Source organism: Marinobacter sp. G5_S1_61_S3 (assembly GCF_054968585.1).
This window is the reverse complement of record NZ_JBQKUK010000009.1, coordinates 39,843-56,585: the sequence shown is the minus strand read 5'-3', so window position 1 is coordinate 56,585 and position 16,743 is coordinate 39,843. Positions and strand designations below refer to the sequence as shown.

The 16,743-nt window shown below is 57.4% G+C and carries 12 protein-coding genes; 11 read left to right on the top strand and 1 reads right to left on the bottom strand.

The window, feature by feature from the left end; all coding sequences use genetic code 11:
* Positions 1-28: 28 nt before the first annotated feature.
* From ACTRWH_RS10280 to ACTRWH_RS10235, 10 genes are all read left to right on the top strand, one after another.
* On the top strand, positions 29-1,582 hold the full coding sequence (locus tag ACTRWH_RS10280) for a glucan biosynthesis protein G (protein WP_126812407.1): 1,554 nt from the start codon (positions 29-31) through the stop codon (positions 1,580-1,582).
* A gap of 15 nt (positions 1,583-1,597) precedes the next feature.
* Positions 1,598-1,855 carry a hypothetical protein gene (locus ACTRWH_RS10275; RefSeq protein ID WP_036205395.1) on the top strand — a complete coding sequence of 86 codons (258 nt, stop codon included), beginning with the start codon at positions 1,598-1,600 and terminating at the stop codon, positions 1,853-1,855.
* Positions 1,848-3,959: a glucans biosynthesis glucosyltransferase MdoH gene (gene mdoH / locus ACTRWH_RS10270; RefSeq protein WP_462826387.1), complete on the top strand. Its 2,112-nt coding sequence runs from the start codon at positions 1,848-1,850 to the stop codon at positions 3,957-3,959. Before ACTRWH_RS10275 ends, mdoH begins: the two co-directional genes overlap by 8 nt.
* 28 nt (positions 3,960-3,987) lie before the next feature.
* Entirely contained in the window at positions 3,988-5,574 is a 1,587-nt protein-coding gene (locus tag ACTRWH_RS10265; protein ID WP_462826386.1) for a glucan biosynthesis protein, read from the top strand.
* Between the two features lie 128 nt (positions 5,575-5,702).
* Positions 5,703-6,383, top strand: coding sequence for a GntR family transcriptional regulator (locus tag ACTRWH_RS10260; RefSeq protein ID WP_036205397.1), 681 nt, complete (start codon positions 5,703-5,705; stop codon positions 6,381-6,383).
* 29 nt (positions 6,384-6,412) lie between these two features.
* Positions 6,413-7,300, top strand: coding sequence for a methylisocitrate lyase (prpB, locus tag ACTRWH_RS10255; RefSeq protein ID WP_036205398.1), 888 nt, complete (start codon positions 6,413-6,415; stop codon positions 7,298-7,300).
* A gap of 32 nt (positions 7,301-7,332) precedes the next feature.
* On the top strand, positions 7,333-8,463 hold the full coding sequence (gene prpC / locus ACTRWH_RS10250) for a bifunctional 2-methylcitrate synthase/citrate synthase (RefSeq protein WP_462826385.1): 1,131 nt from the start codon (positions 7,333-7,335) through the stop codon (positions 8,461-8,463).
* 29 nt (positions 8,464-8,492) lie between these two features.
* On the top strand, positions 8,493-11,090 hold the full coding sequence (acnD, locus tag ACTRWH_RS10245) for a Fe/S-dependent 2-methylisocitrate dehydratase AcnD (RefSeq protein WP_462826384.1): 2,598 nt from the start codon (positions 8,493-8,495) through the stop codon (positions 11,088-11,090).
* Complete coding sequence (gene prpF, locus ACTRWH_RS10240) at positions 11,087-12,259, top strand: 2-methylaconitate cis-trans isomerase PrpF (protein ID WP_462826383.1); 1,173 nt, start codon at positions 11,087-11,089, stop codon at positions 12,257-12,259. Before acnD ends, prpF begins: the two co-directional genes overlap by 4 nt.
* A 102-nt stretch (positions 12,260-12,361) precedes the next feature.
* Positions 12,362-13,975: a hypothetical protein gene (locus ACTRWH_RS10235; RefSeq protein WP_127401468.1), complete on the top strand. Its 1,614-nt coding sequence runs from the start codon at positions 12,362-12,364 to the stop codon at positions 13,973-13,975.
* Between the two features lie 104 nt (positions 13,976-14,079).
* Here ACTRWH_RS10235 and ACTRWH_RS10230 read toward each other — a convergent pair whose 3' ends face one another.
* Positions 14,080-14,799, bottom strand: a complete 720-nt coding sequence (locus tag ACTRWH_RS10230; protein ID WP_201296229.1) for a PEP-CTERM sorting domain-containing protein — start codon at positions 14,797-14,799, stop codon at positions 14,080-14,082.
* A gap of 299 nt (positions 14,800-15,098) precedes the next feature.
* Between ACTRWH_RS10230 and prpD the strand changes: the two genes are divergently transcribed.
* Positions 15,099-16,583, top strand: coding sequence for a 2-methylcitrate dehydratase (gene prpD / locus ACTRWH_RS10225; protein ID WP_462826382.1), 1,485 nt, complete (start codon positions 15,099-15,101; stop codon positions 16,581-16,583).
* Positions 16,584-16,743 lie beyond the last annotated feature (160 nt).

Below are 16,743 nucleotides of genomic sequence, written 5' to 3'. Positions count from 1 at the left end.
CGATGGACATTTTTGAGGTAGGAGCTACATGCATTCAGGGAAACGATGGCTGATCGGCCTGATATTGCCGGGGCTGCTCTACGCCCATGCGGCGGGGGCGCTTGAGTTCAGGGAAATAGTGGACAAGGCCAAAGCAAGAGCTGAAGGTGAGTATCAGCCACCACCTTCGGTGCCCGGCTTTCTCAGGAACCTGAGCTATCGAGCCTACCAATCCATCCGCTTCAATCCACAAGCCAGCCTTTGGCGGGAAGGGCGCTCCCGTTTCCAGGTGATGATGGTGCCACCGGGGAGCTATTACACCCATACCGTCAAGTTGAATGAAGTGGATGCCGACGGTGTAAAACCCATCCCGTTTGATAAATCCGGGTTCAGCTTCCCGGACCCGGAACTCGCCAAAAGGGTTCCCGCGGACCTGGGCTATGCGGGCTTCAAACTCACGTACCCGATGGGCCGTGGCGACGAACAGAATCAATTTCTGGTCTTCGCCGGCGCAAGCTACTTCCGGGGCGTGGGTGCCGACAATCACTTTGGCCTGTCGGCGCGGGGTATAGCGATAGACACCGGACTGCCCTCCGGAGAGGAGGTGCCATCGTTTGTTGAATTCTGGCTTGAACGGCCGGGAGGTGGCAGTGAACGTATGCGGGTTTACGGCCTGTTGGACGGCCCTAGCGTCGCCGGCGCCTACCGTTTCGATATCCAGCCTGGCAAAACCACACGTATCGATGTCACTGCTGAGTTGTTCTACCGCAACCCGGTGGACCAACCGGGCCTGGCGCCACTGACGTCGATGTTCTACTACGGCGAAAATACTGCCAGGCCCCGGGGTGAATGGCGGCCCCAGGTGCACGACTCAAGCGGACTGCTGATTCATGACCAGGGCGCGGGCGAATGGTTGTGGCGCCCTCTGACGAACCCATCGCGCCTCCGGCTCAGCTACCTTCAGGTTGATCGCCTGGCTGGCTTCGGTTTGATGCAGCGGGATACCCAGTTTGACCAGTTTGAGGACGCCGAGGCTCGATATGACAAACGGCCCAGTGCGTGGGTTGCGCCAAGGCAGGGATGGTCGAACGGCGAGGTCGTGCTGGTTGAAATCCCCACCAACGCGGAAACCAACGACAACATTGTTGCCTTCTGGAAACCGAAGGAGCCAGTAAAGCAGGGTGACCATCGGGCGTTTGCCTACAGCCTTCGTTTTGGCGACAAGGACGTATCCGGGCAGGACACCGGGCGTGCACTGCAAACGTTTGTTGGAGATGGCAATCGTCCCGGAGGCGGCACGGAAGAGGGGGCCTACCGAATCATTGTTGATTTTGCAGGAGGGCCACTGGACGATCTCAAGCCTAATGCAGCCATCGTCAGTAAGGTCAGTGAGGGCAGCGGAAACAGCGATGCCGTTGAGATCATAGAGCATTTCGTTGAGTACGTTGAGGCGGATGGCACCTGGCGACTGTCGATGCTGGTGCGCCCCGTCGGTGAAAAGGCTCCGGTGCTCCGAGGACAACTCCTGCTTGATAATGAGCCACTGACCGAGACCTGGACCTATTCCATCGGCCCGGATTCCGGGCTTGGCCAGAAACAGTAGAGCGGAGATTTGTTCATGCCGGAAACCTTATGCCAGCAGGCAATCGAGAGGGTCATGACCTATCTGCGCGACGATGGCGTGGAACTGGACGCGGAAACCTGTCGACAGGTGTTGCGTTTGGTTGACGGTGCCATGACAGAAGGTGATGGGCCAGACTTGCCCGCCCGGTGTATTGAACTCGTGCCGGACTACTTCAACTTGCCGGGAATGGACATACCGGCGCCCATTCCACCCCTCATGCGCGGCCACCTGGGGTACTACCCCCATGACTGAGGTCGTTAATGCAGCCCCAATCGAGCGTTCGGGAACCTGGCGACGTACCGCCACAGTGCGTCGTTTTTTCCTGACACTGTTTGTGGTTGGGCAAACCGTTGTTGCCAGTTACTTCCTGCTCTGGATTCTGCCGTATCACGGCGGCACATGGGTGGAGCTCGGCCTGCTTTCGCTTTTCATCCTCCTTTATATGTGGATTGCAGTGGGGTTCTGGACGGCCGTGTTTGGCTTTGTGCTCAGGCTGGTAGGGGGAGATCGCCACAGTCTTCTCAAGCGCCATCCGGAGTCGGAACTGGAAAACACGGCGTTGGCCAAAACCGCCATCGTTATGCCGATCTACCATGAGCCGGTGCAATGGACACTCAGTGGGTTGAAGGCTGTCTATCAGGATATTGAGCGGACCGGGCACCTGGACCGCTTTGAGTTTCATATCATCTCCGACAGCAGGGACCCGAACGTCTGGCTACAGGAACAGGCCGAGTGGCATCGGTTGTGCGAAGAGTTGGGGGCCGAGGGGCGGCTGTTCTATCGTCGACGGCGCGTCAATCTCAATTTCAAAAGCGGCAACGTTGCGGACTTTTTGCGGCGTTGGGGCCGTCGTTACCGCTATATGGTTGTTCTGGATGCCGACAGCCTGCTGAGCGCGGGAACCATCGTGAAAATGGTGCAGCTGATGGAGCGGGAACCCAACGTGGGTATCTTGCAGACCGCACCCACCATTATCAACGGTGAGTCTCTCTTTGCCAGAGTGCAGCAGTTCGCGAATCGCCTTTACTCGTCGTTGTTTGCCACCGGTCTGGCAGCCATACAGATGGGAGACGCTGCTTTCTGGGGCCACAACGCCATTCTGCGTGTCGAGCCATTCATGGCGCACTGCGGTCTTCGCAAACTACGGGGCTTCGGGCTTTTTCGCGGGCCCATCATGAGTCACGATTTTGTGGAAGCGGCCTACATGGGGCGCGCGGGTTATGAGGTGTGGCTTGAGCCTGAGCTTGGGAACAGTTTTGAAGAATCACCGCCCACCATTTCGGATGAGCTTTCCCGGGATAATCGCTGGTCCAGGGGCAACCTCCAGCATCTCTGGATCCTTCTGTTCGGTCGGAAGCTGCGTCTGGCCCACCGGATGGCGCTGCTGAACGGCATCATGGCGTACCTGGCGTCGCCGCTCTGGTTGGCGTTTCTGATTCTGACGACCGTTGAAGCCGTGCAAATGACCGTCGCCAGCATCAATTACTTCCCAGAAGGGCACCAGGGGCTATTCCCCCTATGGCCGGAATGGCGGCCGGAATGGGCTATCGGGCTTGCGTTGAGCACTCTATCGCTGCTGTTCCTGCCAAAGTTTCTTGCCATCTTTGATGCTGTAATCCACGGCCTTGTGCGGGGCTTCGGAGGTGTCTGGCGGCTATTTCTGAGTGTGATGCTGGAAATCGTTGTGTCCGTGCTGCTGGCTCCGGTCAGGATGATGGCCCACAGCCGATATGTTCTTGGCGCTCTTCTCAACGTCTCTTTGTCCTGGGCAGGGCAGAACCGTACCGAAGAAACGACATGGCGGGACGCTTTTCTGACCCAGTTTCCCGGCATGCTCGTGGGCGCTGGCTGGTCCGCCTTCGCCTGGAGCCTGGACCCCATGTTTTTCCTCTGGTCCCTGCCCGTAGCGGTGCCGCTTGTGTTGGCAGCCCCGACATCGGTGGTGCTCAGCCGTGTAGGGCTGGGGCGGGCCTTTCGGAAAAAAGGATTACTGGTGATACCGGAAGAGCTTACACCAGTCGCGGTATTGAACGACGCCAGACGCGCAAGGGCCGAGAGTGATGAGGTTCCGGTGATTACCGCTGTGGAGGCCGCCGTGATACGGCCGCGACTGAACCAGCTTCATCTCACTTTGGCGCGCGCCGATCGCCAACCCAGAAGGGCGGAGTTGCTGGCGCCATTGGTACGACGACTCGCCGACAAAGGGCCGGAGTCATTGTCCCGGAACGAACTCAGCCAAGTGTTCCGTGACCGCACGGCACTGGCGGAACTGCACCAGCTTGCCTGGCGTTCATCGCCGGACAGTTTCTGGGGACGGCGAATATCCAGTCTGGGCAAGACAAAACCTGAAGAGTAAAGGCTTCAATATTAGACGGGAGCATGACATGGACAGACGCACACTGATCAAAACCTTCGTCAGTCTGGCGGGAGCCCAGGCACTGCCCCTCTCGGCATTGATGTACAGTGGTTCCAGCGTGGCGGGCGAGGTTGGTGAGCCCAAGCCATTCAGTTACGCGTGGCTGAAAGGCCATGCGCGGGCCTTGGCCGGTGAACCCTGGGTGTCACATGAAGGGGAGTTGCCCGGCTCGTTGAAGAATCTGTCCTGGGACGATTACCAGGCGATCGGCTTTCGCCCCGAAGAAGCGCTTTGGCGTAACGACGACAATGCGTTCCAGGTGCAGCTTTTCCATCTTGGCCTCTACTTCAAAACCCCGGTGCGCATCCACGAAGTGGAAGATGGCGAGGCCCGGGAGCTTGCGTACAAGCCGGAATACTTCCGATATGAGGGTGAACAACCCCTGGGAACCCTGCCGGAGGATCTTGGCTATGCCGGGTTCCGTGTTCACTTCCACACGGACTACGAGCGCGACCTGGCCGCTTTCCTCGGCGCCAGCTACTTCCGGGCGGTTGGGTCAGAGATGCAATACGGGCTCTCCGCCAGGGGCCTGGCGATCGACACCGCACTGGAAAGCGGGGAAGAGTTCCCGCAGTTTTCGGCCTTCTGGCTGGAGAAACCGAAACCGGGCAGCCAGAACATGGTGGTCTATGCACTTCTGGATTCACCCAGCACGACCGGTGCCTTTGCCTTTACGTTGACCCCGGGACGGAACATGGTGATGAGCGTGGATGCGGCGATATACCCGAGAAAACCCATTCAGCGGGTGGGGGTCGCGCCACTGACCAGTATGTACCAGACCGGTGAGAATGATCGCCGTATGGCCTATGACTGGCGCCCGGAAATTCACGATTCGGACGGGCTGTCGATCCTGAACGGGCAGGGCGAATGGCTGTGGCGGCCACTGGTCAATCCTCGCTCCCTGCGGGTAAATACGTTTGTTGACAATAATCCTCGTGGCTTTGGCCTGCTGCAGCGCGACCGCCGGTTTGCCAACTACCAGGACGACGGCGTGTTCTACGAGAAACGTCCGAGCACCTGGGTCACGCCTCACGATGACTGGGGCAAAGGCAGCGTGATGCTGGTGGAGATTCCCACCAAGGACGAGACGTTCGACAATATCGTCGCCTTCTGGCACCCCGAGAAGCCCATGGAGCCGGGGCAGGAGTATCTTTATTCCTACACGTTGTCATGGGGGGGCGAGCCGCCGATGGAGCCAGAGGAGCTGGCCACGGTCCAGGCAACACGTACGGGATTGGGGGGCGTTGTCGGGAAGGAGCGAAAATATTTCTCCTGGCGGTTTGCCGTGGACTTTGCCGGCGGCGCGCTGCCGCTGGTGGGGGACGATGCAGAGGTAGAGCCGGTGATAACGGCCAGCCGTGGGGAGGTGGAAATCACCTCTGCGCGGCCATTGGACTCCATTGGTGGTTATCGGGCGATGTTTGACCTTGTGCCCGACGACTCCCTGGAACCGATTGACCTGCGTCTTCAGCTCAAACTCGGTAACCAGGTGCTTACCGAAACCTGGTTGTACCAGTACACGCCGCCTCCGAAGGACGAGCGCACGCTCTATTAGCCTTGCTTCTGGGCGGTGAAGGCTGCCGCTCTGTCAACAATTACGCTGCCAGGCAATCCTGGATTGTTGACAATAATCGAGTTAGGGCGTAGATTTCCGGTAATTCCAGTCACTATTGTTGACAAAATATGCCGGAAGCTATCGCCCAAACCTATACCCGTGCCGATGAAGCCTTCGATTGTCTGCAAACGGCCATCGTTAAGGGCGACCTTGCCCCTGGCGAAAAGATCGGCGAAGTCGAACTTTGCTCCCGTTTCAATCTTACCCGTGGCCCGCTTCGCGAGGCGCTTGGCCGCCTTGAATCCCGAGGGTTGCTGGTGCGCCGGCCCCACGCCGGGGTAAAGGTGGTCTCAGTCAGCGCTGATGAACTCATGGAGCTCTACCGCATTCGCGAAACCATGGAGGGGCTCGCCGCCCGTCAGGCCGCCGAGCGGATGACCGATCAGGAAATCGCTGACCTGTCCGCCACCCTCGATAGCCATGAGCGAATGATCGAACAAGCCCAGGGCCAGGCCTACTATCAGGCGGAAGGCGACTACGACTTCCATCACCGAATTGCCACCGGCAGTCGCAACACCAAACTCGCGCAAATGCTGCTGGGTGATCTTTACTATATGGTCCGGATGTATCGTTACCGTTTGAGCACCTCATCCGGGCGCCCTCACATGGCGCTGGGGGAGCATCGCAGGATTGTTGAAGCCATCGCCCAGCGTGACGGCGAGCTGGCGGAATTCCTGATGAAACGACACATCCATGCGGCCCGCAAAAACATCGAGAAAAAGATTCAGCAAGGCGATTTAACGATCTAGAACCGTCACCCCAAATAACGAGGTTACTCATGTCCAAAACACTATCCCCAGGCGCACGCTTCCGCAAAGCCCTGAAAGAAAACCACCCCCTACAGATCGTCGGCACCATCAACGCCTATACTGCGATGATGGCGGAAAAGGTCGGTCATCAGGCCATCTACCTGTCCGGCGGCGGTGTTGCCAATGCGTCCTATGGTTTGCCGGATCTGGGCATGACCACTCTGAACGATGTGGTCGAGGATGTCCGCCGTATCACTGCGGCCACCGACGTCCCGCTGCTGGTAGACATCGATACCGGGTGGGGCGGCGCCTTCAACATTGCTCGCACAATTCGCGAGATGGAACGCGCTGGCGCAGCGGCAGTCCATATCGAAGATCAGGTGGCCCAGAAACGCTGTGGTCACCGACCGAACAAGGAAATCGTCTCCCAGGAAGAAATGGTGGATCGCATCACGGCCGCCGTGGATGCCCGTCAGGACGATGACTTCTTCATCATGGCTCGTACCGACGCGTTCCAGAAGGAAGGTCTGGACGCCGCGATTGAGCGTGCGAAGGCTTGCATAGAGGCGGGCGCCGACGGCATTTTTGCCGAAGCGGTGACCGAGTTGGAGCACTACAAGGCCTTCTCTGAAGCCCTGGACGTGCCGGTGCTGGCCAATATTACCGAGTTCGGTGCCACGCCGTTGTACAATCGCAAGGAGCTTGCAGAAGCCGGCGCCGGTATGGTGCTGTATCCATTGAGTGCCTTTCGCGCCATGAACAAGGCTGCACTGACGGTTTACGAAAACATCCTCGAGAAAGGTGACCAGAAAGACGTGGTTGATCTTATGCAAACGCGGATGGAGTTGTACGATTTCCTGAACTACCACGATTTCGAACAGAAGCTGGACGAGCTGTTCCAGCAGAAAAAGGGTTAATCAAAATCCAAACATTGATGAGGGGGAAAACCATGGCTGAAGCAAAAAAACTCGGAGGCGCAGGTCTTCGCGGCCAGGTGGCTGGCGTAACGTCGCTGTGTACTGTTGGCCAGTCCGGTGCCGGCCTGACCTATCGTGGCTATGACATCAGCGATCTGGCGGACCACGCCCAGTTTGAAGAAGTGGCTTACCTGCTGTTGCGCGGCAAGCTGCCTAACCGGCAGGAGCTTGAGGACTACAAGAAAAAGCTTGTGAGTATGCGTGAACTGCCATACGCCGTGAAATCCGTACTGGAGCATATTCCCAAAGACGCTCACCCCATGGATGTGATGCGCACCGGCTGCTCCATGCTGGGCAACCTGGAAACGGAGACCGACTTCAGCCAGCAGAACGACAAGATCGACCGCATGCTGGCGCTGTTCCCGGCCATCATCACCTACTGGTACCGCTTCGCCCATGAAGGCGTGCGTATCGATACCGCCAGCGACGTGGATTCCATTGGCGGCCATTTCCTGGAACTGCTTCACGGCAAGAAACCCAGCGAACTGCATGAGCGCGTTATGAACGTGTCGCTGATTCTTTATGCAGAGCATGAGTTCAACGCCTCTACCTTCACGGCTCGTGTGTGTGCTTCCACCCTGTCGGATATCCACAGCTGCGTGACCGGTGCCATTGGTACCCTGCGCGGCCCGCTTCACGGTGGCGCCAATGAGGCGGCCATGGCGCTGATCCAGAAATTCCAGACCCCGGACGAAGCCGAGAAAGGCCTGCTGGGCATGCTGGAGCGCAAAGAGAAGATTATGGGCTTCGGCCATGCGATCTATCGGGAGTCTGATCCCCGCAACGCCATCATCAAGAAATGGTCCGAGGAGCTCGCCAAGGAAGTGGGTGATACCGTTCTGTACCCGGTATCGGTTCGTTGTGAGGAAGTCATGTGGCGCGAGAAGAAGCTGTTCTGCAACGCCGACTTCTTCCATGCCTCCGCCTATCACTTCATGGGTATCCCGACCGAATTGTTTACCCCCATCTTCGTGATGTCACGTGTGTCTGGTTGGACCGCCCACGTGAAAGAGCAGCGTGAGAACAACCGCATCATCCGCCCAAGTGCCGATTACGATGGCCCGGCGGATTCGAAGTGGGTGCCGATCGACGAGCGGCCGTAATCCGATAAACCAGAATTTGAGTACCGCCCATGAACATTGATTACCGCAAACCTCTCCCGGGCACCGACCTGGAGTATTTTGACACCCGTCAGGCTGTGGAAGACATCCAGCCTGGCGCCTACGACAGACTGCCGTACACCTCCAAGATCCTGGCGGAGCAGTTGGTTCGTCGTTGTGACCCGTCGGCACTGACGGATTCCCTCAAGCAGCTGATCGAACGCAAACGGGACCTGGATTTTCCCTGGTACCCGGCCCGCGTGGTCTGCCATGACATCCTTGGCCAGACGGCCCTGGTAGATCTGGCTGGCCTGCGCGATGCCATCAAGGAAAAGGGTGGTGATCCGGCGAAAGTCAATCCGGTGGTGCCCACCCAGTTGATCGTGGATCACTCGCTGGCCGTTGAGCATGCTGGTTTCGAGAAAGACGCGTTCGAGAAAAACCGTGCCGTGGAAGACCGCCGCAACGACGACCGTTTCCACTTCATCAACTGGACCAAGACGGCGTTCAAGAACGTAGATGTGATTCCTCCGGGCAACGGCATCATGCACCAGATCAACCTGGAGAAGATGTCGCCGGTGGTTCAGAACCGTGACGGTATTGCGTATCCGGATACCTGCGTGGGAACCGACAGCCACACGCCAATGGTAGACGCCCTTGGTGTTATCTCCGTGGGCGTGGGCGGCCTTGAAGCCGAAAGCGTGATGCTGGGCCGCGCCTCCATGATGCGCCTGCCAGACATCGTGGGTGTGGAGCTCAAGGGCAAGCTGCAACCAGGAATCACCGGTACCGACATGGTGCTGGCTATCACTGAATTCCTGCGTAAGGAAAGGGTGGTAGGTGCCTACCTGGAATTCTACGGCGAAGGCGCCGACAGCCTGACCGTAGGTGACCGGGCTACCATCTCCAACATGACTCCGGAATACGGTGCCACGGCGGCGATGTTCTATATCGACGGCCAGACCATCGATTACCTCAAACTGACCGGTCGTGAAGACGAACAGGTCGCCCTGGTTGAGAGATACGCCAAAGAGACAGGCCTGTGGGCCGACAGCATGAAAAACGCCGAATACGAGCGAGTGCTGACGTTTGACCTGTCCAAGGTACACCGTACGCTGGCGGGTCCGTCTAACCCCCACGCGCATCTTCCCACCTCCGAACTGGCTGAGCGCGGTGTTGCCGGCAAATGGGAAAAAGAAGAGGGCAAGATGCCGGACGGCGCGTGCATCATCGCCGCGATTACCAGTTGCACGAATACCAGTAACCCCCGCAATATGGTGGCCGCAGGCCTGATCGCCCGTAATGCCAACAAGCTGGGCCTGACTCGCAAGCCTTGGGTAAAGACTTCCCTGGCGCCGGGCTCAAAGACGGTAAAAATGTATCTGGAAGAAGCCAGCCTGATGTCCGAGCTGGAAGAACTCGGCTTCGGCGTAGTGGCTTTCGCCTGCACCACCTGTAATGGCATGAGTGGCGCACTGGACCCGAAGATCCAAAAGGAAATTGTTGATCGGGACCTGTATTCCACCGCCGTGCTTTCGGGCAACCGGAACTTTGACGGCCGCATTCACCCCTACGCTAAACAGGCGTTCCTGGCATCGCCGCCGCTTGTGGTGGCCTATGCGATTGCGGGCACCATCCGCTTCGACATCGAAAAAGACGCCCTGGGGCACGACAAGGATGGCAACCCCATTACCTTGAAGGACATCTGGCCGGATGATGCGGAAATTGACTCCATCGTGAAGTCCAGTGTGAAGCCGGAGCAGTTCCGCAGCACTTATATTCCGATGTTCGACATCACCCGGGATGCGCACGCCAACACCAACCCGAACTACGACTGGCGCCCCCAGAGCACCTACATTCGTCGCCCGCCGTACTGGGAAGGTGGCATGGTAGGCGAGAAAACCCTCAAGGGTATGCGCCCGCTGGCAGTGTTGCCGGACAACATCACCACCGACCACCTGTCGCCGTCCAATGCCATCCTGATGGACAGCGCAGCCGGCGAATACCTGCATAAAATGGGCGTGCCTGAGGAAGACTTCAACTCCTACGCCACCCATCGGGGCGATCACCTGACGGCTCAGCGCGCCACCTTTGCCAACCCGAAACTGTTCAATGAAATGGTCCGGGACGAGAATGGCAAGGTGAAGCAGGGCTCCCTGGCGAGGGTTGAGCCGGAAGGCAAGGTCACCCGCATGTGGGAAGCCATCGAAACCTACATGGAGCGGAAGCAGCCACTGATCATCATCGCTGGCGCCGACTATGGTCAGGGTTCCTCCCGCGACTGGGCGGCCAAGGGCGTGGCCCTGGCGGGTGTGGAAGCCATCGTTGCCGAAGGCTTTGAGCGCATTCACCGTACCAATCTCGTCGGCATGGGCGTTATGCCCCTGCAGTTCGAGGAAGGCACCACGCGGCAAACCCTGGGTATTGATGGTACTGAAACCTATGACGTAGAGGGCACAGCTGCACCGCGTGCGCTACTCACTCTGGTTATCCATCGCAACAATGGCAGCACCGAGCGTGTGCCCGTGATCTGTCGTCTGGATACAGCGGAAGAAGTGTCTATCTATAGTGCTGGTGGCGTGCTTCAGCGCTTTGCCGAGGACTTCCTGCAATCGGAGGGCGCCGCATGACCCACGCGCCCCAGATAAAAGTTCCCGCTACCTACATGCGTGGCGGCACCAGCAAGGGCGTGTTCTTTCGGTTGAAGGATCTGCCGGAAGCGGCACAAGTCCCGGGCAAAGCCCGGGATAACCTTCTGCTGCGTGTGATCGGCAGCCCGGACCCTTACCAGAAGCAGATCGACGGCATGGGCGGTGCTACCTCCAGCACCAGCAAGACCGTGATCCTGGCCGAGCCGACACAACCGGGCCACGACGTGGACTACCTCTTTGGTCAGGTATCCATCGACAAGCCGTTCGTCGACTGGAGCGGGAACTGCGGCAACCTGACCGCCGCCGTCGGCGCATTTGCCATCAATGGTGGTTTCGTCGCTCAAGAGCGCATTCCAGAAAACGGTATTGCCACGGTTCGCATCTGGCAGGCCAACATCCGGAAAACCATCATTGCCCGCATTCCCATCACCAATGGTGAAGTGCAGGAAACCGGTGATTTCGAACTGGACGGCGTGACCTTCCCGGCGGCCGAAGTCCAGGTGGAATTCATGGACCCCGCCGATGGCGAAGGCGCCATGTTCCCCACCGGCAACCTGGTTGACGACCTGGAAGTACCCGGTGTTGGCACCCTCAAGGCCACCATGATCAATGCCGGCATTCCCACCATCTTCCTGAATGCAGAAGACATTGGCTACAAGGGCACGGAACTGCAGGACGATATCAACAGCAATCCCGAGGCCCTGGCGATGTTTGAAACCATCCGCGCCCACGGTGCTGTCAAAATGGGACTGATTCAGTCCGTAGAAGAGGCCGCCAGCCGCCAGCACACGCCCAAGGTGGCGTTTGTGGCAAAGCCTTCTGACTATGTGTCTTCCAGTGGCAAAGCCATTGGGGCAGGGGATGTGGACGTGCTGGTGCGGGCCCTTTCCATGGGTAAGCTCCACCACGCGATGATGGGAACAGCCGCCGTTGCTATTGCTACCGCAGCTGCCGTACCGGGAACTCTGGTTAACCTGGCCGCTGGCGGCGGTGACAGAACCTCCGTGACCTTCGGCCACCCATCAGGCACCTTGCAGGTTGGTGCGGAAGCCAGTCTGGTCAACGGCCAGTGGACAGCCACCAAAGCCATCATGAGCCGCAGCGCGCGAGTGCTTATGGAAGGTTGGGTGAGGGTGCCCTTGATATAATTGTGACGCTGGTTGCGACAGGTTTCACGATTCCAGAATTCAGCGCTTGTAAGCTCTTTGGATAAAAGGGATAAACGCTTAAATTTCAACGGAATGTGAAAAATGTCGCAACCATTCGGTCCGTCTGGCCTTCCTCTTATTGTTTGTTCAATCGCCTTGGCATTGGTTGGATGTGGTGACGGTGGGTCCTCCTCATCATCGAATTCTTCGCAAGCTGGGCAAGACAATGCTGGCCCCGGAGTGAGGGCGAAATCCCTGCCTGAACTGGATGGCTATATTGAGCACGACTATTCCTTACGAGGCACGAACGAGAACCCACGGGTTTATCGTCGTAATCTTGAATCTCACTCGCTGGCTTATGTGCAGGCAGGGGATAAGGTGGGTGGGCAGGTATTTGCCGGGGGTGTCTTTACCGACAATCTGTTCGCTCCAGCCGCCGTAACCGCAAGCTCAACCAGCGTGTCGATTCACAGCCGCGTTGATGGAACAAGTGTCAAACTGTCGAATATTGGTGGCGGGCAGGAACCTTGTTCCGTTAAGGGTTTCGTGAACAGTGACCTGTCGACAGGACTTGTCAATCTGGCGATGTCCGGCGGTAATCTGACATGCGACCTCTCGGTTGATTCCGACGACACGCATTACTGGTGGACATTGGGAGCCAATACGTTCGAGGTCTGGGAAGCGGATGGGGTGTCATCCTACACGGATGTATTCTTCAACGGCGACGGCGATATCGATTTTGTGGTCGCCAATAACTATGCCGAAAGGACGATCATCCTGTATGGAGAGTCAGGCGCTGAGCTGAAGCGGGTGGCGGGAAGCACCTGGGTGCCGAGAGTCTACCCCATGGCAGAACCCGGCCCCACACGGGATGAGACGTTTGTGGGTGTGCTCAGTGACGGCGAGTTTTTGATGACCTCAGTTGCGATGCTGTTGGACTCCGGTCTTGCAGGCGCACAACCTGTGCTGTCGGGACTTTCTGAGTCTGCCCGGTTGGCGTCACTCTCTTTGATCGAGGACGACAAATACACAATCATCGCGGACCGTGGCGTGTTGCACAAGGTCGATGAAATCAATCGATCTGCCTCTTTGTTTGCTGATTTCTCAGATAAGTTTGCGGATGGTTGGGCGCTCGACGATGTTGTCGTTATGGGCGACAAAGCCATCGCTTTATGGACGACTTTTCAGGGTGCTGATCGCTCAGACCCTCTCGGTGAAGTCTATACCGTCGATCTGAGTTCGGGTGAGGTCGATTTGGTTCTGGCGGTGGAATCTACGTTTGTTGCTTCTCGAACGGAATCACTGCTTTTCGTCAATTTCCTGGATTTCTCAGGTCGTAACAGAACCCTGATTGTAGGCCGGCCCGGTGGCCCGGTTGTGCCTAACGCGGAAACCTACTATGCAACGTCGATGAACCTGACTCGTGGCGGAGACCGAGCAAAAGTGCTGGCGATGAGCTCTTCCATCGAGAGGGATGTGCTCAGCCCCGCGGGATTGCTCAACCCCGACATATGGGCCGTCAATGAAACCACCGGGAACATAACAAGCAAGGTAATGACGCTGCCTTACAATTGTTACTCTATGGACTCTCTTTATGCGATTAACAGTCACCTCAGCGTCGTGTCTTTCTGTGAGGATGGGTTCGCGATAGAAGAGCTGGAGCTAGAGAGAGGGACGTTGAGTTTCGTCACCTCGGATCTACGGGCAATAAACTGAAGGGTAATGGTTGGAAAGCTAAAAGCCCCACCAGCTTGAGCCTGGAGGCCCACGTTCCGGCTCCGCAAAACACCTGTCGAGCTTGCGGAGCCGAAGCGCTCTACTTATGCCTTGCGACTACGGCGACGCAGTCCAAAACCCAGGGCGCCAAGCCCCAGCAGGGCCAGGGTGCTGGGCTCCGGAACCGGGTTGGTCGGAGTAATCGGGCTACCGGCGTCGAAATCGTTGTTGTCAGTATCGCTCAGGAAGCTGAACATGCCTGAGAACAGGCTGCCATCGAAATCGATAGCCATGGTTGTAAACAGGTCGTCGTAAAATACACCATCGAGGGAAAGCTTGTCGGAGTATTCAACGTTCACGGTTGTGCTATCCGTCAGATCGCCGGAATTGGACAGTCGAAAAGGCTTGCCCAGGGCTGAATCTGGTGAGCGGGAGTCGCTACCAACAATGTCAAAGATCGTGTTTCCCGGGCGCCCGTTCAATACGATGCTGGTGACGTCTTGAACGGAATTGAAGGTAAACGGGGAGCTGTAGGTGTCTCCATTGATAGACAAGCTCCAGCCACTACCGATGGCTTCGCCGTATGAAGAGCTGCCGACCGTACCGTCAAATGCCACGGTTTCACAGGTCGCGCTGGCAAAGCAAGTAGTGACTTCCATGCCGTCCATCAGCGAGCCGTCGGTTGAATACCCGGTCAGCATTTCGGTGTTGTAGAGGTCGCCGTCAGAGTTGACGACGTTTACGATGGGGGCTGCGTAAGCGTTCCCAGCCATTGCAGCGGCCAATCCCAGGCCAATCACTATTTTGTGGTCAAATCCTTTCATACTTCATTCTCCTTGCGTTTTTACAGATATCCATATTCACCCCGCGTTTCCTGCGGAGTGGTCTCCGGACTGCGTTTTTAGCAAGAAAAAAGCCAGCTTGGATATTTTTCGGTTAAAACAGCCGGTTGCCATTTTCTGAATGCTCTGGTCACCGGTGAGGCATTGAAAAGTGTATAAAAAGTCAACGCTTAAGATCTGGATGGCTGTATCCCGGCCGGGCCGATGTACTAACCTGTTTGGCATGACTGTTTTTCGTTCTTAGTCTCTCACTGAGATCCAAAACCAATAAGGGATTCGCCATGAGCTCCAACGCTGATCAGAACATTCGCCCCGACTATGACGACGTCCTGCAGGCAATCGCCGACTACGCTCTCGGCTATCGGATAAAAAGCAAAGAGGCTTGGAATACCGCGAGAAACTGCCTGATAGATACCCTCGGTTGTGGCCTTCTGGCCCTGCGTTTCCCTGAATGCACCAAGCACCTTGGGCCGCTGGTTGACGGCACCGTTGTACCCCATGGCGCCCGTGTTCCGGGCACGCCTTACAGACTCGATCCGGTAAAGGCGGCCTGGGATATTGGCTGTATCGTGCGCTGGCTGGACTACAACGATACCTGGCTGGCGGCGGAGTGGGGCCACCCCTCGGATAACCTGGGGGGCATACTGGCCGTGGCGGATCATCTGTCCCAGAAGCGGGTGGCGGAGGGCAAGGCGCCCCTGACCATGCGGGATGTCCTGGAGGCTATGATCATGGCCCATGAAATCCAGGGGGTGCTTGCACTCGAAAACTCGTTTAACCGGGTGGGGCTGGATCACGTTGTGCTCGTCAAGGTGGCCTCAACCGCTGTTGTCGCAAAACTGATGGGTGCCAGTCGCGATCAAATGCTGTCGGCCTTGTCCCATGCCTGGGTGGACGGCCAGGCGCTGCGAACCTACCGTCATGCGCCGAACGCTGGCTCCCGAAAATCCTGGGCGGCGGGAGATGCAACGTCCCGCGCCGTGCGGCTGGCCGATATTGCAATGCGGGGAGAAATGGGTATCCCGGGGGTGCTCACGGCGCCCCAATGGGGCTTCTACGACGTTCTGTTCAGCAAAACCAATAAAGATCAGAAACTGAAACCTGAGGACAAGCGTCAGTTTACTTTACCCCAGGCTTTTGGCGCCTACGTGATGGAAAACATTCTGTTCAAGATTTCCTTCCCGGCCGAGTTCCATGCTCAAACAGCGGCGGAAGCAGCGGTCATACTTCATCCCGAGGTAAAAGACCGCCTGGATGACATCGAGCGAATCGTTATCACCACCCACGAATCTGCCATCCGTATCATCTCGAAACAGGGCACATTGGCAAACGCGGCCGACCGGGATCACTGCCTTCAATACATGGCTGCTGTACCGCTGATTTTTGGGGGGCTGACAGCGGAGCATTATGAAGACAGCTTCCATGAGGCCAATCCGATGATCGACCAACTCCGAGACAAGATGGACGTGGTTGAGGATGAGCGATACACGCGTGAGTATCTGGAAGCAGATAAGCGCTCAATTGCCAATGCGATTCAGGTGTTCTTCGCCGACGGCACCAGCACGGATAAGGTGGCAGTTGAGTATCCCATTGGCCATCGCCGTCGCCGAAAGGAGGGGATTCCCCTGCTTGAGGATAAGTTCCGCCATAACCTGGCGACCCGGTTTCCTGGTCAGCGCTGCGTGAAGATCTTTAACCTGTGTAAAGATCAAGCGCTATTGGAGTCGACCCCCGCACACGAATTTGTTGATCTGTTTGTTATCTGAACTGATTGGAGCGCCTGCTCTCCGGGCATAGCGAGGGGTTGTCGAAAAACTTTACATTGAGAAAATGTGCGGGCTTCTAACTGACTGAAAATGAACCAGTTGAAGCCGTGGCACGTCTTATGCAGCAGTTACTCCCTATCGAAGACGATTCTGTCAGCTT

Coding starts and splice junctions, on each gene's coding strand:
- ACTRWH_RS10280 (WP_126812407.1), top strand. CDS start 29: ATGCATTCAGGGAAACGATGGCTGATCGGCCTGATATTGCCGGGGCTG.
- ACTRWH_RS10275 (WP_036205395.1), top strand. CDS start 1,598: ATGCCGGAAACCTTATGCCAGCAGGCAATCGAGAGGGTCATGACCTAT.
- mdoH (WP_462826387.1), top strand. CDS start 1,848: ATGACTGAGGTCGTTAATGCAGCCCCAATCGAGCGTTCGGGAACCTGG.
- ACTRWH_RS10265 (WP_462826386.1), top strand. CDS start 3,988: ATGGACAGACGCACACTGATCAAAACCTTCGTCAGTCTGGCGGGAGCC.
- ACTRWH_RS10260 (WP_036205397.1), top strand. CDS start 5,703: ATGCCGGAAGCTATCGCCCAAACCTATACCCGTGCCGATGAAGCCTTC.
- prpB (WP_036205398.1), top strand. CDS start 6,413: ATGTCCAAAACACTATCCCCAGGCGCACGCTTCCGCAAAGCCCTGAAA.
- prpC (WP_462826385.1), top strand. CDS start 7,333: ATGGCTGAAGCAAAAAAACTCGGAGGCGCAGGTCTTCGCGGCCAGGTG.
- acnD (WP_462826384.1), top strand. CDS start 8,493: ATGAACATTGATTACCGCAAACCTCTCCCGGGCACCGACCTGGAGTAT.
- prpF (WP_462826383.1), top strand. CDS start 11,087: ATGACCCACGCGCCCCAGATAAAAGTTCCCGCTACCTACATGCGTGGC.
- ACTRWH_RS10235 (WP_127401468.1), top strand. CDS start 12,362: ATGTCGCAACCATTCGGTCCGTCTGGCCTTCCTCTTATTGTTTGTTCA.
- ACTRWH_RS10230 (WP_201296229.1), bottom strand. CDS start 14,799: ATGAAAGGATTTGACCACAAAATAGTGATTGGCCTGGGATTGGCCGCT.
- prpD (WP_462826382.1), top strand. CDS start 15,099: ATGAGCTCCAACGCTGATCAGAACATTCGCCCCGACTATGACGACGTC.